This window comes from Enterobacter cloacae complex sp. ECNIH7, assembly GCF_002208095.1.
Taxonomy (GTDB): Bacteria; Pseudomonadota; Gammaproteobacteria; order Enterobacterales; family Enterobacteriaceae; genus Enterobacter; species Enterobacter cloacae_M.
Window position 1 is genome coordinate 837,384 of the sequence record NZ_CP017990.1, and the last position, 21,757, is coordinate 859,140.

Here is a 21,757-nt window from a genome sequence, read left to right on the forward strand (position 1 = left end):
TTAGAGAATGAATACACAACAACTGGCAAAACTGCGTTCAATCGTGCCCGAGATGCGTCGCGTCCGGCACATTCACTTTGTTGGCATCGGTGGTGCTGGCATGGGCGGTATTGCCGAAGTGTTAGCTAACGAAGGCTATCAGATCAGCGGGTCTGACCTGGCGCCAAATCCTGTAACGCAGCAGCTGGCGTCGCTTGGGGCGACTATCTATTTCAACCATCGCCCGGAAAACGTGCGCGATGCGAGCGTGGTGGTGGTCTCAAGCGCTATCTCCTCTGACAACCCGGAAATCGTTGCCGCGCACGAAGCGCGCATTCCGGTGATCCGCCGTGCAGAAATGCTGGCGGAACTGATGCGTTTCCGTCACGGCATCGCCATTGCCGGGACCCACGGTAAAACCACGACCACGGCGATGGTCTCCAGTATTTATGCGGAAGCGGGTCTCGACCCGACGTTCGTCAACGGCGGTCTGGTCAAAGCAGCGGGCGTACATGCGCGTCTGGGCCACAGCCGTTACCTGATTGCTGAAGCGGATGAGAGCGACGCGTCGTTCCTGCACCTGCAGCCGATGGTGGCGATTGTCACTAACATCGAAGCTGACCATATGGATACCTACCAGGGCGACTTCGAGAACTTAAAGCAGACCTTCATCAACTTCCTGCACAACCTGCCGTTCTATGGACGCGCGGTGATGTGCGTTGACGATCCGGTGATCCGCGAGCTGCTGCCGCGCGTGGGTCGTCAAATCACCACTTACGGCTTCAGCGAAGACGCTGACGTCCGCGTGGAAGAGTACAAACAGATTGGTGCGCAGGGGCATTTCACTCTGGCGCGTCAGGACAAAGAGCTGCTGCACGTCACGCTGAATGCGCCAGGGCGCCATAATGCCCTCAATGCCGCAGCGGCAGTGGCCGTCGCGACGGAAGAAGGCATTGATGATGATGCGATTCTGCGCGCGCTGGAAAGCTTCCAGGGCACCGGCCGTCGTTTCGACTTCCTCGGTGAATTCCCGCTGGACGCCGTTAACGGTAAAGCCGGCACAGCGATGCTGGTGGACGACTACGGCCACCATCCGACCGAAGTGGACGCCACCATTAAAGCCGCGCGTGCAGGCTGGCCTGACAAAAATCTGGTGATGATCTTCCAGCCGCACCGCTTCACGCGTACGCGCGATCTGTACGACGATTTCGCCAGCGTCCTGTCACAGGTAGACACCCTGTTAATGCTGGACGTGTACGCCGCAGGCGAGACGCCGATTCCAGGTGCTGACAGCCGTTCCCTGTGTCGTACCATCCGTGGACGCGGTAAAGTTGACCCTATTCTGGTTTCTGACCCTGCACAGATGGCGGAAATTCTGGCACCGGTCCTTACGGGTAACGATTTGATTCTGATTCAGGGCGCGGGAAATATCGGCAAAATCGCCCGTACCTTAGCTGAAATCAAACTGAAGCCGCAAACCCAGGAGGATGAGCATCATGGCTGATAAGATTGCTGTCCTGTCTGGCGGCACCTCCGCCGAGCGCGAGGTTTCCCTGAATTCCGGCGCGGCTGTGCTGGCGGGCCTGCGCGAAGGTGGCATCAATGCGCACCTGGTTGATCCAAAAGAGGTCGACGTGACGCAATTAAAAGCCATGGGCTTCGATAAAGTCTTTATCGCTTTGCATGGTCGCGGCGGTGAAGACGGCACCCTGCAGGGACTTCTGGATCTGATCGGTCTGCCGTACACCGGCAGCGGCGTGATGGCTTCCGCTATCTCTATGGATAAACTGCGCAGCAAGCTGCTGTGGCAGGGGGCAGGGTTATCCGTTGCGCCATGGGTAGCGCTGACGCGTCGCGAATTTGAATTGGGCCTGTCGGATAGCGTTAATGCACGCATTGCTGAGCTAGGCTTACCGGTTATTGTAAAGCCCAGCCGGGAAGGCTCCAGCGTGGGAATGTCCAAAGTCGACAAAGCTGAAGATCTTTCGTCCGCTTTAGCGCTGGCATTTCAACATGATGAAGAAGTTCTGATTGAAAAATGGCTCAGCGGGCCGGAATTTACCGTCGCGATGCTTGGCGAAGAAATTTTACCGTCAATCCGTATCCAACCGGCCGGAACCTTCTATGATTATGAGGCGAAGTATCTCTCTGATGAGACGCAATATTTCTGCCCTTGTGGTCTTGAAGCTGAGCGTGAAGCCGATTTACAGTCCCTGGTGCTTAAAGCCTGGCATGTTCTGGGTTGCCGTGGCTGGGGACGCATCGACGTGATGCAGGACAGCGATGGACAATTTTATCTGCTGGAAGCGAATACCTCTCCGGGAATGACCAGCCACAGCCTTGTGCCGATGGCCGCGCGTCAGGCGGGGATGAGTTTCTCGCAGTTAGTCGTACGCATTCTGGACCAGGCGGGCTGATATGTCTCAGGCTGCATTGAACACGCGCAACCGCGATGACGAGGACGAATACGCCTCTTCACGCCGCAGTAATGGAACGCGTCTTGCAGGCATCATTTTCCTGCTCGGGGTGCTGTGCACCGTGTTTATCAGCGGCTGGATGGTCCTGGGCTGGATGGAAGATGCACAGCGGTTGCCGCTTTCTAAGCTGGTGGTCACCGGTGAGCGTCACTACACGCGTAACGACGATATTCGCCAGTCAATACTGGCACTGGGCTCACCTGGCACCTTTATGACGCAGGACGTCAATATTATCCAGAGCCAGATAGAACGTCTGCCATGGATAAAACAGGCGAGCGTAAGAAAGCAATGGCCTGATGAATTGAAGATTCATCTGGTTGAATATGTGCCCATTGCGCGTTGGAATGATCAGCACATGGTTGACGCAGACGGAAATTCCTTCAGCGTCCCGGCCGATCGTGTCAACAAGCAAAATTTACCGATGTTGTATGGCCCGGAAGGTAGCGAAAACGAAGTATTACAGGGTTGTCGCGAAATGGGTCAGGTGCTGGCGAAGGACAGGTTTACGTTAAAAGATGCAGCCATGACGGCGCGCCGTTCCTGGCAGCTGACGTTAACAAACGGCATTAAGCTCAACCTGGGACGCGGCGACACAATGAAGCGTCTGGCGCGTTTTGTCGAACTTTACCCGGTTTTACAGCAGCAGGCACAGACTGACGGCAAACGGATAAGCTACGTTGATTTGCGCTATGACTCAGGCGCAGCAGTCGGTTGGGTACCGGCTCCGGTCGAGGAACCTAATCAGCAACAGAATCAGGCACAGGTACAGGCAGAACAACAATGATCAAGGCGACGGACAGAAAACTGGTAGTTGGACTGGAGATTGGCACCGCGAAGGTTGCCGCTTTAGTAGGGGAAGTTCTGCCCGACGGTATGGTCAATATCATTGGCGTAGGCAGTTGCCCGTCCCGTGGTATGGATAAAGGTGGGGTAAACGATCTTGAATCGGTGGTGAAATGCGTTCAGCGCGCCATCGATCAGGCTGAACTGATGGCAGATTGCCAGATTTCTTCTGTCTATCTGGCCCTTTCTGGTAAGCATATTAGCTGCCAGAACGAAATCGGTATGGTGCCGATTTCCGAAGAAGAAGTGACGCAGGAAGACGTTGAAAACGTCGTGCACACGGCGAAATCCGTGCGTGTCCGCGACGAGCATCGCGTGCTGCATGTCATTCCGCAGGAATATGCGATTGACTACCAGGAAGGGATCAAGAACCCGGTCGGTCTTTCTGGCGTGCGTATGCAGGCAAAAGTGCACCTGATCACATGTCACAACGATATGGCGAAGAACATTGTAAAAGCCGTTGAACGTTGTGGCCTGAAAGTTGACCAACTTATTTTCGCCGGTCTGGCGGCAAGTTATTCCGTACTGACCGAAGATGAACGTGAACTGGGTGTCTGTGTGGTCGATATTGGTGGTGGTACAATGGATATCGCCGTGTATACCGGCGGTGCGTTGCGCCACACGAAAGTGATCCCTTATGCCGGGAACGTTGTAACCAGCGATATTGCTTACGCTTTTGGTACGCCGCCGAGCGATGCAGAAGCGATTAAAGTGCGCCACGGCTGTGCGCTGGGATCTATCGTTGGCAAAGATGAGAGCGTTGAAGTGCCGAGCGTCGGTGGTCGTCCACCGCGTAGCCTGCAGCGCCAGACTTTGGCAGAGGTCATTGAGCCGCGCTATACCGAGCTGCTCAACCTGGTCAACGAAGAGATTTTACAGTTACAGGAACAGCTTCGTCAGCAGGGCGTTAAACATCATCTTGCGGCGGGGATTGTATTAACCGGCGGTGCAGCGCAAATTGAAGGTCTTGCGGCCTGCGCTCAGCGCGTATTCCACACGCAGGTGCGTATTGGTGCGCCGCTGAATATCACCGGTTTAACGGATTATGCTCAGGAGCCGTATTATTCAACGGCTGTGGGCCTGCTCCACTACGGGAAGGAATCTCATCTCAGTGGTGAAGCAGAAGTGGAAAAACGCGTCTCAGTGGGGTCGTGGGTCAAACGACTGAACAACTGGTTGCGAAAAGAGTTTTAATTTTTTTAAGAGACCGGAGAGAATTAGCGGTCTCGGGCGACAGGCACAACGGAGAGAGAAATTATGTTTGAACCTATGGAACTGACCAACGACGCGGTGATTAAAGTCATCGGCGTCGGTGGCGGCGGCGGTAACGCCGTAGAGCATATGGTGCGTGAACGCATTGAAGGTGTTGAATTCTTCGCAGTTAACACCGATGCGCAGGCACTGCGTAAGACGGCTGTAGGCCAGACTATCCAGATCGGCGGTGGTATCACCAAAGGGCTGGGAGCAGGGGCTAACCCGGAAGTCGGTCGCAATGCGGCTGAGGAAGATCGTGAAGCGCTGCGCGCTGCGCTGGAAGGTGCGGACATGGTCTTCATCGCAGCAGGCATGGGTGGCGGTACCGGTACCGGCGCAGCACCTGTTGTGGCTGAAGTGGCAAAAGATTTAGGTATCCTGACCGTTGCTGTCGTGACCAAGCCTTTCAACTTTGAAGGCAAGAAGCGTATGGCCTTCGCGGAGCAGGGTATCACCGAGCTGTCCAAGCATGTGGACTCGCTGATCACCATCCCGAACGACAAACTGTTGAAAGTTCTGGGTCGCGGTATTTCCCTGCTGGACGCATTCGGTGCAGCAAACGACGTGCTGAAAGGCGCGGTTCAGGGTATCGCTGAACTGATTACCCGTCCTGGCCTGATGAACGTTGACTTTGCAGACGTTCGCACCGTGATGTCCGAAATGGGCTACGCGATGATGGGCTCTGGCGTGGCGAGCGGCGAAGACCGTGCAGAAGAAGCGGCTGAAATGGCTATCTCTTCTCCACTGCTGGAAGATATCGATCTGTCTGGTGCGCGCGGCGTGCTGGTCAACATTACCGCTGGCTTTGACCTGCGTCTGGATGAGTTCGAAACCGTGGGTAACACTATCCGTGCGTTTGCCTCAGACAACGCTACCGTGGTAATCGGTACTTCTCTTGACCCTGAAATGAACGACGAGCTGCGTGTTACCGTTGTTGCGACCGGTATCGGTATGGACAAGCGCCCAGAAATCACTCTGGTGACTAACAAGCAGACTCAGCAACCGGTAATGGATCGTTACCAGCAGCACGGTATGTCTCCTCTGACTCAGGAGCAGAAACCGGCCGCGAAAGTGGTGAACGACCCAACGCCTCAAACGGCGAAAGAGCCAGATTATCTGGATATCCCGGCGTTCCTGCGTAAGCAAGCTGACTAAGAATTGGCTGGAATTTGGGGATTTGCGCTCTTTGTGCTAAACTGGCCCACCGTTAGTGATATACACTCTCGGTTGGATAGTTAATTTGGCGAGATTATACGATGATCAAACAAAGGACACTTAAACGTATCGTTCAGGCGACTGGTGTCGGTTTACATACCGGCAAGAAAGTCACGCTGACGTTACGCCCTGCGCCGGCCAATACCGGGGTCATCTATCGTCGCACCGACTTGATTCCACCGGTAGATTTTCCGGCCGATGCCAAATCTGTGCGTGATACTATGCTCTGTACTTGTCTGGTGAACGAGCATGACGTGCGGATTTCTACCGTAGAGCACCTGAACGCCGCCCTGGCGGGTCTGGGTATCGACAACATTATTGTTGAAGTCGATGCGCCAGAAATCCCGATTATGGATGGCAGTGCTGCACCGTTCGTCTATCTGTTGCTGGATGCTGGCATCGAAGAACTGAACTGCGCGAAGAAATTTGTACGCATCAAAGAGACCGTTCGCGTCGAAGATGGCGACAAGTGGGCTGAATTCAAACCGTACAATGGTTTCTCGTTGGACTTTACCATCGACTTTAACCATCCGGCGATTGATTCCAGCACCCAACGCTATGCGATGAACTTCTCTGCTGATGCGTTTATGCGCCAGATAAGCCGAGCCCGTACATTTGGCTTCATGCGTGATATCGAATATCTGCAGTCCCGCGGCCTGTGCCTGGGCGGCAGCTTCGATTGTGCCATCGTTGTTGACGATTATCGCGTACTGAACGAAGACGGCCTGCGTTTCGAAGATGAATTCGTTCGTCACAAAATGCTGGATGCTATCGGCGACCTGTTCATGTGTGGTCACAACATCATTGGTGCATTTACCGCGTTCAAATCCGGTCATGCGCTGAACAACAAACTGTTGCAGGCCGTCCTGGCAAAACAGGAAGCCTGGGAATATGTGACCTTCGAAGACGAAGCAGAACTGCCGCTGGCTTTCAAAGCGCCAAACATGGTTCTGGCGTAACGGTTCACGCCGTTTCGTAAAAAATCGACTGGTTAACCTGGTACTCTCTCCGACCAGGGAGACCAGTCGTTTTTATTTTTACCCCTCTTCGTTTGCCCCAGCGTTATCTCTCGTTTGTCTTACGCAGAAAATGTGTGCGTTAGCTGCATTCTTGACCGTTTTTCCCCGCGGCGGCACCTCATTCCTGCTGATGTATATTGGCTTTAGTGGTACTATCTGGGCGCTAAAAAGAATAACTGAACTCAGCCTCTGCAAGGCTGGCTTATTGGGTGGAGCAGGTGAGCGGAATACTGACGCGCTGGCGACAATTTGGCAGACGTTACTTCTGGCCGCATCTCTTATTAGGGATGGTCGCGGCGAGTTTCGGCTTGCCTGCGCTCAGCAACAGTGCCGAAGCGGCGACGCCCGCAAAAACCTCCACCACCAAACACGATCTCAACTCGCGGGTTAACTTCACTAACCTCGCGTGGCTTGAAGCCAACCGCCGCCCAAACTTCTCCGTCGATTACTGGCACCAGCACGCTATCCGCACGGTTATCCGCCATCTGTCCTTCGCGATGGCACCGCAGGCCATGCCTGTTGCGGAAGAGGCGCTGCCGGTGCAGGCTCAGCATCTTGCCCTGCTGGACACGCTCAACGCGCTGCTTACGCAGGACAGCCAGCCGCCGGTCATGGTTCGTCAGACAACGCAGCGTGCGTTTGTTTCACCTGTTTCATTCTCTGTTTCAACCTGGATTAGCCAGGCCCACGGCATTCGCGCCGGGCCGCAGCGCCTCAGCTAAATTAACTTTTTCAATACCTTAATTTATCTGCCCATACTGGGGCGTTTGAGAATTTATTATGCTAATCAAATTGTTAACTAAAGTTTTTGGTAGTCGTAACGATCGTACCCTGCGCCGTATGCGCAAAGCTGTTGCCGTCATCAACGGTATGGAACCGGCGATGGAGAAGCTCTCTGATGACGAGCTGAAAGCGAAAACGGCGGAATTCCGCGCTCGTCTGGAAAAAGGTGAAACCTTAGAAAGCCTGATCCCGGAAGCGTTTGCTGTCGTGCGCGAAGCGAGTAAGCGTGTATTCGGCATGCGTCACTTCGACGTCCAGCTGCTGGGTGGTATGGTGCTCAACGAGCGCTGCATCGCGGAAATGCGTACCGGTGAAGGTAAAACCCTGACCGCAACGCTGCCGGCTTACCTGAACGCGCTGACCGGTAAAGGCGTTCACGTCGTTACCGTCAACGACTATCTGGCGCAGCGTGACGCCGAAAACAACCGCCCACTGTTCGAATTCCTCGGTATGACCGTCGGTATCAACATGTCCGGCCTGCCTGCGCCAGCCAAGCGCGAAGCGTATAACGCGGACATCACCTACGGCACCAACAACGAATACGGCTTCGACTACCTGCGTGACAACATGGCGTTCAGCCCGGAAGAGCGCGTACAGCGTAAGCTGCACTATGCGCTGGTGGATGAGGTTGACTCCATCCTGATCGATGAAGCGCGTACTCCGCTGATCATCTCCGGCCCGGCTGAAGACAGCTCCGAGATGTACCGTAAGGTCGACAAAATCATTCCACACCTGCTGCGTCAGGAGAAAGAGGACTCGGATACCTTCCAGGGTGAAGGCCACTTCTCCGTTGATGAAAAAGCGCGCCAGGTGAACCTGACCGAACGCGGTCTGGTGAAAATTGAAGAGCTGCTGGTGGCTGAAGGCATCATGGAAGAGGGCGAGTCCCTGTACTCCCCGAGCAATATCATGCTGATGCACCACGTGACCGCTGCACTGCGCGCCCACGCGCTGTTCACCCGCGACGTCGATTACATCGTTAAAGACGGCGAAGTGATCATCGTCGATGAACACACCGGCCGTACCATGCAGGGACGTCGCTGGTCTGACGGTCTGCACCAGGCTGTGGAAGCCAAAGAAGGTGTGGATATTCAGAATGAAAACCAGACGCTGGCATCTATCACCTTCCAGAACTACTTCCGTCTGTATGAGAAGCTGGCGGGGATGACCGGTACTGCTGATACCGAAGCGTTTGAATTCAGCTCCATCTACAAGCTGGATACCGTGGTCGTTCCAACCAACCGTCCAATGATCCGTAAGGATATGCCGGACCTGGTGTACATGACCGAAGCGGAAAAAATTCAGGCGATCATCGAAGATATTCGCGACCGTACTGCGAATGGTCAGCCGGTTCTGGTGGGGACCATCTCCATCGAGAAATCCGAAGTGGTTTCTCACGAGCTGACTAAAGCGGGTATCAAACACAACGTTCTGAACGCCAAATTCCACGCCAAAGAAGCGGACATTGTTGCGCAGGCGGGTTATCCGGCTGCCGTAACCATCGCCACCAACATGGCGGGCCGTGGTACCGATATTATGCTGGGTGGTAGCTGGCAGGCTGAAGTGGCGGAGCTGGAAAACCCAACGCCAGAACAGATTGCCCAGATCAAAGCCGACTGGCAGGTTCGTCATGACGCCGTTCTGGCGTCCGGCGGTCTGCACATCATCGGTACAGAGCGTCACGAGTCTCGTCGTATCGATAACCAGCTGCGTGGCCGTGCGGGTCGTCAGGGTGATGCCGGTTCATCCCGCTTCTACCTGTCTATGGAAGATGCGCTGATGCGTATTTTCGCCTCCGACCGCGTGTCCGGCATGATGCGTAAGCTGGGGATGAAGCCAGGCGAAGCCATCGAGCACCCGTGGGTGACTAAAGCGATCGCTAACGCACAGCGTAAAGTGGAAAGCCGCAACTTTGATATTCGTAAGCAGCTGCTGGAATATGATGATGTGGCTAACGATCAGCGTCGCGCGATCTACACCCAGCGTAACGAACTGTTGGACGTGTCCGACGTGAGCGAAACCATCAACAGCATTCGTGAAGATGTGTTTAAAGCCACCATCGACGCGCATATTCCACCGCAGTCTCTGGAAGAGATGTGGGATATCGAAGGCCTGCAGGAACGTCTGAAAAATGACTTTGACCTCGATCTGCCAATCAAAGAGTGGCTGGATAAAGAGCCTGAGCTGCACGAAGAGACCCTTCGTGAACGTATCTTTGAAACCGCGCTGGACGTCTACAAGCGTAAGGAAGAGGTTGTTGGCGCTGAAATGATGCGTCACTTCGAAAAAGGCGTGATGCTGCAGACGCTGGACTCCCTGTGGAAAGAGCACCTGGCGGCGATGGACTACCTGCGTCAGGGTATCCACCTGCGTGGCTATGCGCAGAAAGATCCGAAGCAGGAATACAAGCGTGAATCCTTCTCCATGTTTGCCTCTATGCTGGAGTCACTGAAGTACGAAGTGATCAGCACCCTGAGCAAGGTTCAGGTGCGTATGCCGGAAGAAGTGGAAGCGATGGAGCAGCAGCGTCGTGAAGAAGCCGAGCGTCTGGCACAGATGCAGCAGCTGAGTCATCAGACCGACGACAGCGAAGCCGCAGCGGCGATCGCCGCGCAGACCGGCGATCGTAAAGTGGGTCGTAACGATCCGTGCCCGTGTGGTTCCGGTAAAAAGTACAAGGCGTGCCACGGCCGTCTGAGCTAAGTTCATAAAAAAACAAAAAGGCGCAGAAATCTGCGCCTTTTTTATGGAAGTGACAATATGAAAATACTGCAAATTGCCGTCGGGATTATTCGCAACCCTCAAAACCAAATCTTTATCACCCAGCGCGCTGCCGACGCCCATATGGCGAACAAGTGGGAGTTTCCGGGCGGTAAAATCGAGTCAGGTGAAACGCCGGAAGAGGCGCTGGTTCGGGAGCTTCAGGAAGAGGTGGGGATCACGCCGCTTGGCGCAACGCTGTTTGATAAGCTTGAGTACCAGTTTCCTGACAGGCACATCACGCTGTGGTTCTGGCTTGTGGAAAACTGGGAAGGTGAACCCTGGGGAAAAGAGGGCCAGCCGGGGAGCTGGGTGGAGCTTAAGGCAAGTGATGCCGAAAAATTCCCGCCAGCTAATGAGCCCGTGATCCTGCGGTTAGTCGCACAACCGTAGGCCTGCCAGGCGAAGCGCCAGCAGGCTTTACAGATTACTGCTGGGTTTCGCTCCAGTCATCGCTGTCCGAGAGATCGCCTTCGCTTGGAATGCGTTTCTCTTCCGCCGCCCATTCGCCCAGGTCAATGAGCTGACAGCGCTTGCAGCAGAATGGGCGGAACGGACTGACTTCGCCCCAGACAACGGTTTTGCCACAGGTTGGGCAGCTTACGGTGGTGACATCAGACATCGGCACTCCTTAACAACAGGCCAGTTCAAAATCGAGACGTTCCGGCACGGTGCCATTTTCACTGTCCAGCGGCATAAAGCGAATCGCAAAGCGGCTCTTATGCCCGGAAATCTGTGGGTAAAGTTGTTCGCCGAGAGACAGATTGAGACGCAGAAGATCGGCATCATCACCGTTATCCTGGAAGAAACCATTCAGGCTGGTTTGCTTGCGGAACGGAGCAGAGTTACGGATCAGATCGAGGATCAGCGACAGCGTCTGGTGCATTGGCTCCAGGCTTGCCAGCCAGCTGTTCACCTGCGCGTCACGCTGCGCCTGTGGCATATGTAGCCACATATGCAGCGTCGGCAGGTCGAAGCTGCAGCAGCCGCCAGGAATGCTCAGACGCTGGCGCACCAGGCCAATCAGGCGGTCTTCACGCAAAAACTGCCCGACGCGCGGCGCGGCCATCAGGACGGCGCTACTGCTTTTCAACTGCTGGCGGAGCGCGTCGATACGGCTCTGATCTACGCCGGGGACCTCTGTCCATGCCTGCAATTTACGCTGCTGGCGCTCCAGCTCTTTGAGTAATTCTGTGCGGACATCGCCGCGTTCAATCACATCCAGCAGATCGCCTACGTTGCGGAAGAAGTGCAACGCCGTGGCATGATCGTTAACAGGCAGATGTTGTGAAAGTTGTTGAATAAGAAATTCGATGCGCAGCCAGGTACGCATTTTTTCGTTGAGCGGATGCTCAAAAAGGATGTGTGTCGACATTATGGTTTTTCCTGTGCAACGGCCTGCGCGGCGAACGTCAGATACTGCGCGTGCAGACGGGCAACATCCGATGCAATGGCATCTGGTGCGCCGTTATTATCAATAACATCATCCGCCACGGCAAGGCGCTGAGCGCGCGTAGCCTGAGCGGCAAGAATTTGTTCAGCATGCTCCCGCGAGACGCGATCGCGCGCCATGGTTCTCTGGATTTGCGTTTCGGGTGCGACATCTATCACCAGAACCCGATCGGCTTTCTTCTGCAGCTGATTTTCAACCAGTAGCGGAACTACCCACAGGACATAGGGCGAGCGGGCTGCGGCTATCTGACGCTGAGTTTCCTGGTGGATGATGGGGTGGAGCAGGGCATTAAGCCAGGCTTTTTCCGCAGAATCAGAAAAAATGCATTCGCGAAGCTGACGGCGATTCAGTGTGCCATCGGCATTGATGACTGTCTGACCAAAATGTTCTGCGATGACCTTTAGCGCGGGTGTATTGGGCTCTACCACCTGGCGGGCAATGATATCGGCATCAATAATCGTGATACCCAAACGAGAGAACGCGTCCGCAACGGTACTTTTGCCACTACCGATGCCGCCGGTTAATGCGACGATATACCCCATTAATTCAAATCCTGGGAATTATTCATTATTAAAATCAGTTGATTAAAACTCTTAGGTGCGCCAGCAACTGTTTGGTCCTGTTTACCGGCTTTTTACCAGGTAAATTTATAGGATTGTAGCGTAAAAAAAGAGAATTTCGCAGTCTTGCGGAGCAGGTATTAGTGCGTATGATAACGTCACTGGAGTTGTGCTTTTAACATATTTGCCTCTAACCCCAGGAATCCGCACATGCGTATCGAAGAAGATCTGAAGTTAGGTTTCAAAGACGTTCTTATCCGCCCTAAACGCTCTACACTGAAAAGTCGCTCAGACGTTGAACTCGAACGTCAATTCACCTTTAAGCATTCCGGTCAGACCTGGTCTGGCGTGCCGATCATCGCCGCCAACATGGATACTGTTGGAACCTTTGAGATGGCAACTGCCCTGGCACAGTTCGACATTCTTACCGCCGTGCACAAACATTACAGCCCTGAAGAGTGGAATGCGTTTGTTGCGTCCGCGTCTGCTGACGTGGTGAAGCATGTGATGGTTTCTACCGGGACCTCCGATGCGGATTTCGAGAAGACGAAACAGATCCTGAACGCTAACCCGGCGCTCAACTTCGTTTGTATTGACGTTGCGAACGGTTACTCCGAGCACTTCGTGCAGTTCGTCAGCAAGGCGCGTGAAGCCTGGCCGACGAAAACCATCATCGCAGGCAACGTGGTGACCGGTGAAATGTGTGAAGAGCTGATCCTTTCTGGAGCAGATATCGTGAAAGTGGGTATTGGCCCGGGCTCCGTGTGCACGACTCGCGTCAAAACCGGCGTCGGTTATCCGCAGCTTTCCGCCGTCATTGAATGCGCCGATGCGGCGCACGGTCTGGGCGGTCAGATCATCAGCGATGGCGGCTGTACCATGCCGGGCGACGTTGCGAAAGCCTTCGGCGGCGGCGCCGACTTCGTGATGCTCGGTGGTATGCTGGCAGGCCACGAAGAGAGCGGTGGTACCGTTGTTGAAGAGAACGGCGAGAAATTTATGCTGTTCTACGGCATGAGCTCTGAATCCGCGATGACCCGTCACGTCGGTGGCGTGGCAAAATACCGTGCGGCGGAAGGTAAAACCGTGAAGCTGCCTCTGCGTGGCCCGGTTGAATACACCGCGCGCGATATCCTCGGCGGCCTGCGCTCGGCCTGCACCTACGTTGGGGCATCTCGCCTGAAAGAGCTGACTAAACGTACGACGTTTATTCGCGTTCAGGAACAGGAAAACCGCGTATTCAACAGCCTGTAATGGCTTCGGCTGGCGCATTACCGTGCGCCAGCGCTGTTCAGCACTACCCCACGCTCATCGCATCCCCCAGATGGAAAATCGGCAGATACATTGCCACTACCAGCGTGCCGATGATGACCCCTGTCACAATCAGAAGCATTGGCTCGAGAAGTGCCGCCAGATTATCTGCCCGTTGAAAGGTCTGTTCCGTGTGGTGCCGGGCGAGATTTGCCAGCATGATGTCCAGCGCACCTGACATTTCACCGGTTCGTAAAAGCTGAATACACAGCGGGGTAAAGATGGCCGCTTTCTGAAAGGATGACCAGACGGGGAGACCTTTTTCAATGTCCTCCCGAACGCTGTGGAGTATCCCCCGCCAGTAACAACTTTCAACGGTCTCCTCTGCGCTCTCCAGACCCTGTAAAAAGGGGATACCTGCCTGCTGCGTGAGTGACAGCACGGTAAAGATGTGCCCCAGTTTTTGGCCTTTTGCCAGCGCGCCCATCACGGGCATGTGCATCAGCATGCGCTGCCAGCGAGGATTGTGCCGCAGTGCCCAGGCGGCGGCTAAGGGCGTTAATAACGCGACGAACAACGCGAGGGCATAGGACTGGATAAATGCGGCCATCCCCATGACCATTTGCGTCAGCATCGGGAGCGGCGTGTTAAACGTTTTGTAGATCGCGGCAAACTCGGGCAAGACCAGAATGACCATCGCCAGCACCACGAGTACGGCCAGCGTCAGGACGATCGCCGGGTAGCGCAGGGCCTTTTTCACCTTCTCTCTGAGCTGCTGCTGCGCTTTTTGCTGCTGCGCGAGCTGACGGCAGCACTCCTCCAGTTTCCCTGTGAGCTCACCGGTTTTCACCATAGAGACATGCAGTGGGCTAAACACCGCTGGCCACTTTTTTAGCGACTCTGAAAAGGGGGATCCCTCACTGAGCTCATCGGCAATGCTTTGCAGCAGCGCCTGCCACGGTTTTAACGGATGTTGCTCTGCCAGCATCTGCAGGCTGTGGGACAACGTCAGCCCCGCCTGCAGAAGCGTTGCGAGCTGGCGAAACATCTCGCAGCAGTGATGCGGCTGCCAGCGGTGTCGCTGAGCGCATCGGGTCAGCGCCAGAGGATGGAGATCGCTACGCATCAGCCTGGTGAAGGCGGCAGTGCGGTCTGTGGCCCAGAGTGTTCCGCTTTGGTGTTCACCTTCTTTGGTGAGCGCTCGCCAGCGCCAGAGCTGATTAGCAGCCATCCGGCATTCCCAGCACGCGCACCAGCTCTTCGATCGTGGTCAGCCCTTGTTCTACGGCCATGCAGCCGTGCTCAAAAAGAGAAATCATTCCCGCCTGCCGGGCACTCGCCTCTATCACTTCGATTCCCGCCCCGCTGGCAATGGCCTGACGCAGGGCATTGTCGATCGCCAGCACTTCAAAAATGGCCACGCGGCCATAAAAACCGTGATAACAGCGATCGCAGCCGGTGGGCTGCCAGCGTGGAAGCGGTCTGGACCATACGGCGTGCGGTAATTCAGCATGCTCGCTGGCTTCCCGGCGACAGTGCGGACACAAACGCCGGACCAGTCTCTGGGCAATCACCATCGACAGCGCGGAAGATATCATCCAGCGCGCGACGCCCATCTGCTCCAGGCGAATCAGGGTTTCCGTCGTTGAGTTGGTGTGCAGCGTTGACAGTACCAGATGACCGGTCTGGGCGGCATTAATGGCAATTTCTGCCGTTTCGCCGTCACGGATTTCGCCGACCATAATGATGTCTGGATCTTGACGTAGTAGCGCCCTCAGCACGCTCTGGAATGTTAAACCCGCCCGGGGATTAATCTGCGTCTGGTTTAATCCCGCAAGGGGGATCTCAATGGGATCCTCTACGCTACAGATGTTGACGTCGGGGGTGTTACGCGCCTGCAGCGCGCTGTACAGCGTCACGGTTTTGCCGCTGCCGGTAGGGCCGGTGACCAGAATCAGCCCCTGCGGCTGGTGGAGGACCTCATTAAAACAGGCCAGTTGTTCTGCGCTCATACCAAGCGCTTTCGGCTCAAGAGCCTGCTGAACCTGATGCAGCAGACGCAGCACAATTTTCTCACCACCGTTGCAGGGAAGCGTTGCGATCCGAAACGAGACCGGCGCGTTTGCCAGCTCAATCGTAAACTGACCGTCCTGAGGTAAACGACGTTCAGCAATATCCAGATTACCCAGCACCTTTAAACGAGCGCTGAACAGGCTTGCCTGCGAGGCGGAAAGCGGAGGCTGGGGACAAAGAACCCCGTCGATGCGTAAACGGATCTGGCATGCGTGCTCCATCGGTTCGATATGAATGTCGGAGGCGCGCTGGCTGATTGCCTGCTGCAGCGTGTGGTTGAGGATATCCACCGTCGAGTGTGTTTGCGAAACGACGGGCAGATGCGATTGTGACGTTAGCTGCCGGTGTTTTTCCATACGCTCAGCGCTCCAGCACTCAATATCAATCCGTTTCTGGGTCGCGAAGCGCAGCGCCTCCATGAGTTCAGCCGCGGGGCTGCCCACGACGGCGATGCTGACCATGTCACTGTCGCTGGTGAGCAGCAGAGCGTGATGGCGCTGACAAAGCGCCACGAGTTGATCGGTATTCATTATCCGCTCCTCAGTTATTGTCGAAGCGGAAAACGTCTTCGCAGGCCTGTTTCAGGGCGCTGTCCGCGCTGATGTTGCAGTCGCGCGTCCAGCCCGTCATACCGTTGCCGTCGCTCCACCGTGGCGTCATGGTTACCGTCAGCCCGTTAAGACTCTCCTGTCCTGTTAAGGTCACGGTCCCTTTCGCCACGCTCATTCCTGAAACGTAGCGTGTCGTGGTGGGGGAAGGGATACCGTTACTGCCGGCGTCGCAGCTCTCCACGCCACCGTGATCCAGCGCGCAAAGCTCGATGGCCGTGCGGTAGGGAACGAAGGTTTGCAGCATATCGGTCAGCGCCGCCTTGCGCAGGTAGTTCTGATAGGCGGGAACGCCGATGGCGCTCAGAATCGCAATGATGCCAATGACAACCATCAGCTCAATGAGTGTGAATCCTTGTTGTCTGTCCATATCTGCTCCTTATGCAAAGTGCCGCTACTTTGTCAGTGGGAAAGAGCAGAAACGAGAGGCAAAAAAGGGAACGGGAAGGAGGCTTCCAAGAATTTTTTCAGTGTTGCACGGCAGAACAGTAGATCTGCGAGCGGGGCTGAAATTCCCCTCTCCGGGTGGAGAGGGGAGAATGCGTTATTTGAAGCGCATTGAGAGGTCGAGGGCGCGAACGTGTTTGGTCAGCGCGCCGACGGAAATGTAATCCACGCCGGTTTCGGCGAATTCACGGATCGTTTCGAAAGTGACGTTCCCGGACACTTCAAGCTGGGCCCGGCCGTTAGTCAGTTTTACCGCCTCGCGCATCTGCTCTGTTTCGAAGTTATCGAGCATGATGATATCGGCCCCGGCCTTAATCGCCTGTTCCAGCTCTTCCAGGCTTTCGACTTCTACCTCGACAGGCACATCCGGGTGCAGCCAGAAGGCTTTCTCCACCGCCTGACGCACGGAGCCAGAGGCAATAATGTGGTTCTCTTTAATGAGGAAGGCGTCGGATAAGCCCAGGCGATGGTTAGCGCCGCCGCCGCAGAGCACCGCATACTTCAGCGCGGTACGCAGGCCCGGCAGCGTTTTGCGGGTATCCAGCAGCTGGGTGCGGGTACCGGCCAGCAGGTCAACGTAGCGACGCACTTCACTGGCCACGCCAGAGAGCGTTTGTACAAAATTGAGCGCGGTACGTTCGCCGGTCAGCAAAACGCGGGAAGGACCGTCCAGTTCAAACAGCGGCTGGTTTGCCGTAATTGCATCGCCGTCTTCAACGTGCCACATAATCTGCACATCATCACCCGCCAGCTGGGTAAAGACCTCTTCAACCCAACGCTTGCCGCAAAAAACGCCGTCTTCACGGGTGATAATGACCGCGTGCGAGCGCGTCTCTTTTGGCAACAATTGTGCGGTAATATCCTTATCAGCGTTAACGTCACCGCCCAGATCTTCTTTCAAAGCATGGGAGACGCTTGCCGGAATATCCATATTAATACGTTCCAGAAGCGCTTCACGTCGGTGGTCGGGGTTGTAGCGGCGAGGCGGCATGATAAAACTCCAAATTGGTAACGAATCATAATATTGAAACATGCTACTCTGAACCGAGTCATTGCACCATACAGAAGGAGTTCCAGCATGTTGTTAGAAAACGGATGGCTGGTGGATGCGCGGCGTGTGCCCTCGCCGCACCACGATTGCCGCCCGGAGGATGAAAAGCCCACACTGCTGGTGGTTCATAATATTAGTCTCCCGCCGGGTGAATTTGGCGGCCCGTGGATCGATGCGTTATTCACGGGAACTATTGATCCCGATGCTCATCCCTTCTTTGCTGAAATTGCACATCTGCGCGTATCGGCTCACTGTCTGATTCGTCGCGATGGTGAAGTGGTTCAGTATGTTCCCTTTGATAAGCGCGCCTGGCATGCCGGCGTGTCGATGTATCACGGGCGCGAACGGTGCAACGATTTTTCTATCGGGATCGAAATGGAAGGCACGGATACTACGCCCTACACCGATTCACAGTATCAACGGCTAGCGGCAGTGACCCGCACGCTTATCGTACTCTACCCGGCTATCGCCGACAATATCACGGGACACAGTGATATCGCCCCGGAGAGAAAAACCGATCCCGGCCCGGCCTTTGACTGGCCCCGGTTTCGCGCCATGCTCACCGCGTCGTCAGAATAAGGAGATACCATGACGTTGTTTACCATGCTGCTGGTTATCATCGCTGAACGCCTGTTCAAGCTCGGCGAACACTGGCATCTGGATCACCGGCTGGAGGTGTTATTCCGCCGGATCAAGCATTTTTCCATGCTGCGCACGCTGCTGATGATGGCAGGGGTGATGGTCATTACGTTCCTGCTCCTGCGCTCGCTGTACGGACTCTTTTTCAACGTGCCGCTGCTGGTGGTGTGGATCCTGCTCGGCGTGCTGTGCATAGGCGCAGGCAAGGTGCGTTTGCACTATCACGCCTACCTGAAAGCCGCCTCCCGTGACGATGCCCATGCGCGCGGTGCCATGGCGAGCGAGCTGACGATGATCCACGGCGTGCCGCCTGACTGCGACGAGCGCGAGTTTCTACGCGAGCTGCAAAACGCGCTGCTGTGGATTAACTTCCGCTACTACCTTGCTCCGCTGTTCTGGTTCGTGGTGGGCGGTCCGTGGGGGCCGGTGCTGCTGATGGGATATGCGTTTCTGCGCGCCTGGCAGACCTGGCTCGCCCGTTATCTGACGCCGCACGAACGCCTGCAGTCCGGTATTGACGCCATCCTGCACGTGATCGACTGGCTCCCGGTGCGTCTGGTAGGCGTGGTGTACGCGTTAATTGGTCACGGTGAAAAAGCGCTGCCCGCATGGTTCGCCTCGCTTGCCGATCGCCATACGTCGCAGTACCAGGTGCTAACGCGTCTGGCGCAGTTCTCGCTGGCGCGTGAGCCGCATACCGACAAGATTGAAACGCCGAAGGCCGCTGTCTCCATGGCGAAGAAAACGTCGTTTGTGGTGGTGATTATCGTGGCGCTGCTGACGATTTACGGCACGCTGGTGTAGGCCAGCGCGCCGCAAAGGCTAAAGCGTATCCGCGGGCGGGATGCCGAAATCAGGCATCCCGTTTTCATTCCAGCGGACGAGCTTCAGTCGAGTATGGCGATTCGGATCGTACAGCGGGTCGCCCTCAATTTCGGTGTAATTCCGCGCGTGATACACCAGCACATCTTCTCCTTCCGGCGTTTGCGTAAAGCTGTTGTGTCCCGGGCCGAACTGGCGGTTTTCATAGCTGGTAACGAACACCGGACGCGGGGATTTGTGCCAGTTTGCCGGATTTTGCGGATCGGCATTCAGGTCTATCCACAGTAGACCCATGCAGTAGTTCTCGTCGGTCGCGCTGGCGGAGTAGCTGATAAACAGCTTATTGCCGTGAACCAGCACCGCCGGGCCTTCGTTGACCCAAAACCCGCGACGCTCCCAGTCATACTCCGGCTTGCTGAGCATCACCGGCTCGCCTTTCAGCGTCCAGGGGTTCTCCATTTCACAGAGATAAAGATTGGAGTTTCCGGTGATGTCCGGCGCTTTTTGCGCCCACAGATACCAGCGTTTCCCCTGATGAACAAAGGTGGTGGCGTCCAGAGCGAAGGTATCGAAAGGCGTTTTGATTTGCCCTTTTTCCACCCACGTGCCGGCTAGCGGATCGCCGTCGGCACATTCAATGGCGAACATACGGTGCTGGAACATCCCGAGCGCGTCGAGCGCCTGGGTGTGCGTCGCAGCAAAATAGATGTACCACTTCCCGTCAATGTGATGCAGTTCCGGCGCCCAGATCAGCTGGCTCATCGGGCCGGTGTCGGGCTTGCGCCAGACCACCACTTCTTCGGCATTACGTAAGCCTTCAAGAGACTCTGCGCGGCGGATTGCCAGCCTGTCGTACTCCGGCACGGAGGCGATAAAATAGTACAGCCCCTCGTGGCGTAAAATGTACGGATCGGCGCGTTGTTCAATAAACGGGTTTGGCCAGGTTTGCATTCGGCTTTCCTTATTTTGTCTCAGCGACTTTGAGTTCCTGATAATCGTTCAGCTCGCGGTAGTTATTGCGACGCTTTTCCAGATCGGACTGGATCTGCTTCATGGTTTCGCGGTCCACTTTCAGCAGGCGCACCACGCCCGCGGTAATTAAGTATCCAATGCCGGGAATGACGGTAAAGAGCAGCACGATCCCATTAATGGCGTTCGCGCTCTGCGCTTTTGCGCCCGCGTCATAACCGTACCAGGAGAGCAGGAAGCCGACCATCGCCCCGGCAATCGCCAGCCCCAGCTTCAGGAAGAAGATGTTGCCGGAGAAGCTGATCCCGGTGATGCGCTTACCGGTCTTCCACTCGCCGTAGTCGTCCACGTCGGCCATCAGCGACCAGTGCAGCGGAGACGGGATCTGGTGCAGGATGTTCAGCAGGAAGTAGAGCACCACGATGGTGACGGTGGCTTTCGGGTCGAAGAAATAAAAGGCGGTTGAGAAAATCGCCAGAACGATATTGGTCCAGAAGAAGACCTTGAGCTTACACCAGCGGTCGGTCAGCACTTTTGCCAGCACGCTGCCGAGCATCATGCCGACCACGCCCAGGCTGATAAACAGCGTGGCGAAATGGGTGCTCTGGCCCATCACCCAGGTGACGTAATACATGGTGGCCGCCATGCGGATAAAGCCCGGGCAGACGTTGCACAGGGTCAGGAGCAGAATGCGTACCCACTGGTCGTTCTTCCACACGTCTTTCAGATCGTTTTTCAGCTCGTCGTTGGTCTGTACCGCCGGACGCACGCGCTCGCGCACGGTGGCGAAGCAGAACAGGAACATGCAGGTCCCAATCAGCGCCAGAACGGTCATCGCCATCTGGTAGCCTTTGGCTTTGTTATCCCCGCCAAACCAGTCGGCCATCGGCAGCAGCGTTAATGAGAGCAGCAGTGTGGCGATACCGACCAGCACGAAGCGATACGACTGGCAGGCCACGCGCTCTTTTGGATCGTTGGTGATCACCCCGCCCAGCGAGCAGTAGGGAATGTTGATGGCCGTATAGGTCAAAGAGAGCAGGAAGTAGGTGACAAACGCATAGATAACTTTGCTGTTATAGCTCCACTCCGGCGTGGTGAACATCAGGATGCTGAACAGCGCGTAGGGGAAGGCGATCCACAGCAGCCATGGACGAAACCGGCCATATTTGCTGCGGGTACGGTCAGCAATCGCGCCCATGATCGGGTCCGTTACGGCGTCAATCACGCGCACGGAAAGCAGCAGCACGCCGACCAGCGCAGGGGCGAGGCCAAAAATATCCGTATAAAAATAGTTAACAAACAGCATGATGGCGCCGAAGATGATATTGCATCCCGCGTCGCCCATCCCATAGCCGATCTTTTCTTTTACTGACAGTGTGTTGTTATCCATCGACAGCTCTCCGGTTTACGGTATGGAGAGAATTATTTGCTGGCAAAGGAATATATGCGTTGCAGTATCAGGGCGGTGATATGGATAAATGCGCTGTGGGCATGAAAGTGTGAGGGAGGTAACAACGCGCGGCACCCGCAAAAGCAGGTGCCGCGAAGAGAGGC

At 55.6% G+C, this 21,757-nt stretch carries 21 protein-coding genes; 12 read left to right on the forward strand and 9 right to left on the reverse strand.

All coding sequences use genetic code 11. The features are described 5' to 3' along the window. Positions 1 to 7: 7 nt before the first annotated feature. The 9 genes from murC to mutT all read left to right on the forward strand — a co-directional run bounded on the left by murC (position 8) and on the right by mutT (position 10,723). Positions 8 to 1,483: a UDP-N-acetylmuramate--L-alanine ligase gene (gene murC / locus WM95_RS04025; protein ID WP_063409791.1), complete on the forward strand. Its 1,476-nt coding sequence runs from the start codon at positions 8 to 10 to the stop codon at positions 1,481 to 1,483. Then, on the forward strand, positions 1,476 to 2,396 hold the full coding sequence (locus WM95_RS04030; protein WP_063409790.1) for a D-alanine--D-alanine ligase: 921 nt from the start codon (positions 1,476 to 1,478) through the stop codon (positions 2,394 to 2,396). Before murC ends, WM95_RS04030 begins: the two co-directional genes overlap by 8 nt. Position 2,397: 1 nt before the next feature. After that, the gene (gene ftsQ / locus WM95_RS04035; protein ID WP_088544645.1) at positions 2,398 to 3,240 is read left to right on the forward strand and encodes a cell division protein FtsQ; all 843 of its coding nucleotides are present in this window, start codon (positions 2,398 to 2,400) and stop codon (positions 3,238 to 3,240) included. Continuing rightward, positions 3,237 to 4,493: a cell division protein FtsA gene (gene ftsA, locus WM95_RS04040; RefSeq protein WP_023334508.1), complete on the forward strand. Its 1,257-nt coding sequence runs from the start codon at positions 3,237 to 3,239 to the stop codon at positions 4,491 to 4,493. The genes ftsQ and ftsA overlap by 4 nt, the downstream gene beginning before the upstream one ends. Before the next feature lie 63 nt (positions 4,494 to 4,556). Next, positions 4,557 to 5,708, forward strand: coding sequence for a cell division protein FtsZ (gene ftsZ / locus WM95_RS04045; protein ID WP_008501978.1), 1,152 nt, complete (start codon positions 4,557 to 4,559; stop codon positions 5,706 to 5,708). A 101-nt stretch (positions 5,709 to 5,809) separates the two neighbouring features. Continuing rightward, on the forward strand, positions 5,810 to 6,727 hold the full coding sequence (gene lpxC / locus WM95_RS04050) for a UDP-3-O-acyl-N-acetylglucosamine deacetylase (RefSeq protein WP_063409789.1): 918 nt from the start codon (positions 5,810 to 5,812) through the stop codon (positions 6,725 to 6,727). 278 nt (positions 6,728 to 7,005) lie between these two features. Next, positions 7,006 to 7,509 (forward strand): secA translation cis-regulator SecM, encoded by a 504-nt coding sequence (gene secM, locus WM95_RS04055; protein ID WP_023310401.1) that lies wholly within the window; start codon positions 7,006 to 7,008, stop codon positions 7,507 to 7,509. Between the two features lie 58 nt (positions 7,510 to 7,567). Continuing rightward, positions 7,568 to 10,273 carry a preprotein translocase subunit SecA gene (gene secA / locus WM95_RS04060; RefSeq protein ID WP_023310402.1) on the forward strand — a complete coding sequence of 902 codons (2,706 nt, stop codon included), beginning with the start codon at positions 7,568 to 7,570 and terminating at the stop codon, positions 10,271 to 10,273. 57 nt (positions 10,274 to 10,330) lie between these two features. Continuing rightward, complete coding sequence (gene mutT / locus WM95_RS04065) at positions 10,331 to 10,723, forward strand: 8-oxo-dGTP diphosphatase MutT (protein WP_029741232.1); 393 nt, start codon at positions 10,331 to 10,333, stop codon at positions 10,721 to 10,723. 34 nt (positions 10,724 to 10,757) lie between these two features. Here mutT and yacG read toward each other — a convergent pair whose 3' ends face one another. Genes yacG through coaE form a run of 3 tightly spaced genes read right to left on the reverse strand, consistent with a single transcriptional unit; the run spans position 10,758 to position 12,325 of the window. Continuing rightward, the gene (gene yacG / locus WM95_RS04070) at positions 10,758 to 10,952 is read right to left on the reverse strand and encodes a DNA gyrase inhibitor YacG (RefSeq protein ID WP_023310404.1); all 195 of its coding nucleotides are present in this window, start codon (positions 10,950 to 10,952) and stop codon (positions 10,758 to 10,760) included. A 9-nt stretch (positions 10,953 to 10,961) separates the two neighbouring features. Beyond that, the gene (zapD, locus tag WM95_RS04075) at positions 10,962 to 11,705 is read right to left on the reverse strand and encodes a cell division protein ZapD (RefSeq protein ID WP_023310405.1); all 744 of its coding nucleotides are present in this window, start codon (positions 11,703 to 11,705) and stop codon (positions 10,962 to 10,964) included. Further along, positions 11,705 to 12,325 carry a dephospho-CoA kinase gene (gene coaE / locus WM95_RS04080; protein ID WP_047742816.1) on the reverse strand — a complete coding sequence of 207 codons (621 nt, stop codon included), beginning with the start codon at positions 12,323 to 12,325 and terminating at the stop codon, positions 11,705 to 11,707. The genes zapD and coaE overlap by 1 nt, the downstream gene beginning before the upstream one ends. 228 nt (positions 12,326 to 12,553) lie before the next feature. Between coaE and WM95_RS04085 the strand changes: the two genes are divergently transcribed. Beyond that, a complete protein-coding gene (locus WM95_RS04085; RefSeq protein WP_023310407.1) occupies positions 12,554 to 13,597 on the forward strand; it encodes a GMP reductase in 1,044 nt (347 codons plus the stop codon). 43 nt (positions 13,598 to 13,640) lie between these two features. Here WM95_RS04085 and hofC read toward each other — a convergent pair whose 3' ends face one another. The 4 genes from hofC to nadC all read right to left on the reverse strand — a co-directional run bounded on the left by hofC (position 13,641) and on the right by nadC (position 17,713). Then, the gene (hofC, locus tag WM95_RS04090; protein ID WP_063409787.1) at positions 13,641 to 14,825 is read right to left on the reverse strand and encodes a protein transport protein HofC; all 1,185 of its coding nucleotides are present in this window, start codon (positions 14,823 to 14,825) and stop codon (positions 13,641 to 13,643) included. Beyond that, positions 14,815 to 16,197: a type II secretion system protein GspE gene (gspE, locus tag WM95_RS04095; RefSeq protein ID WP_063409786.1), complete on the reverse strand. Its 1,383-nt coding sequence runs from the start codon at positions 16,195 to 16,197 to the stop codon at positions 14,815 to 14,817. Before gspE ends, hofC begins: the two co-directional genes overlap by 11 nt. 10 nt (positions 16,198 to 16,207) lie before the next feature. Further along, positions 16,208 to 16,645: a prepilin peptidase-dependent pilin gene (gene ppdD / locus WM95_RS04100; protein WP_058840541.1), complete on the reverse strand. Its 438-nt coding sequence runs from the start codon at positions 16,643 to 16,645 to the stop codon at positions 16,208 to 16,210. A gap of 174 nt (positions 16,646 to 16,819) precedes the next feature. Next, the gene (gene nadC, locus WM95_RS04105) at positions 16,820 to 17,713 is read right to left on the reverse strand and encodes a carboxylating nicotinate-nucleotide diphosphorylase (RefSeq protein ID WP_063409785.1); all 894 of its coding nucleotides are present in this window, start codon (positions 17,711 to 17,713) and stop codon (positions 16,820 to 16,822) included. An 87-nt stretch (positions 17,714 to 17,800) separates the two neighbouring features. Here nadC and ampD point away from each other — a divergent pair, with 87 nt between their 5' ends. Together ampD and ampE are read left to right on the forward strand one after the other, a co-directional pair. Beyond that, positions 17,801 to 18,352 (forward strand): 1,6-anhydro-N-acetylmuramyl-L-alanine amidase AmpD, encoded by a 552-nt coding sequence (gene ampD / locus WM95_RS04110; protein ID WP_063409784.1) that lies wholly within the window; start codon positions 17,801 to 17,803, stop codon positions 18,350 to 18,352. Positions 18,353 to 18,361: 9 nt separating this feature from the next. Beyond that, positions 18,362 to 19,216 carry a beta-lactamase regulator AmpE gene (ampE, locus tag WM95_RS04115; protein ID WP_063409783.1) on the forward strand — a complete coding sequence of 285 codons (855 nt, stop codon included), beginning with the start codon at positions 18,362 to 18,364 and terminating at the stop codon, positions 19,214 to 19,216. Between the two features lie 18 nt (positions 19,217 to 19,234). Here the strand turns inward: ampE and WM95_RS04120 are convergent, their stop codons facing one another. Together WM95_RS04120 and WM95_RS04125 are read right to left on the reverse strand one after the other, a co-directional pair. Continuing rightward, positions 19,235 to 20,185, reverse strand: coding sequence for a glycoside hydrolase family 43 protein (locus tag WM95_RS04120; RefSeq protein ID WP_063409782.1), 951 nt, complete (start codon positions 20,183 to 20,185; stop codon positions 19,235 to 19,237). A gap of 10 nt (positions 20,186 to 20,195) precedes the next feature. Next, entirely contained in the window at positions 20,196 to 21,593 is a 1,398-nt protein-coding gene (locus tag WM95_RS04125; RefSeq protein WP_047742805.1) for a glycoside-pentoside-hexuronide (GPH):cation symporter, read from the reverse strand. Positions 21,594 to 21,757: the final 164 nt, after the last annotated feature.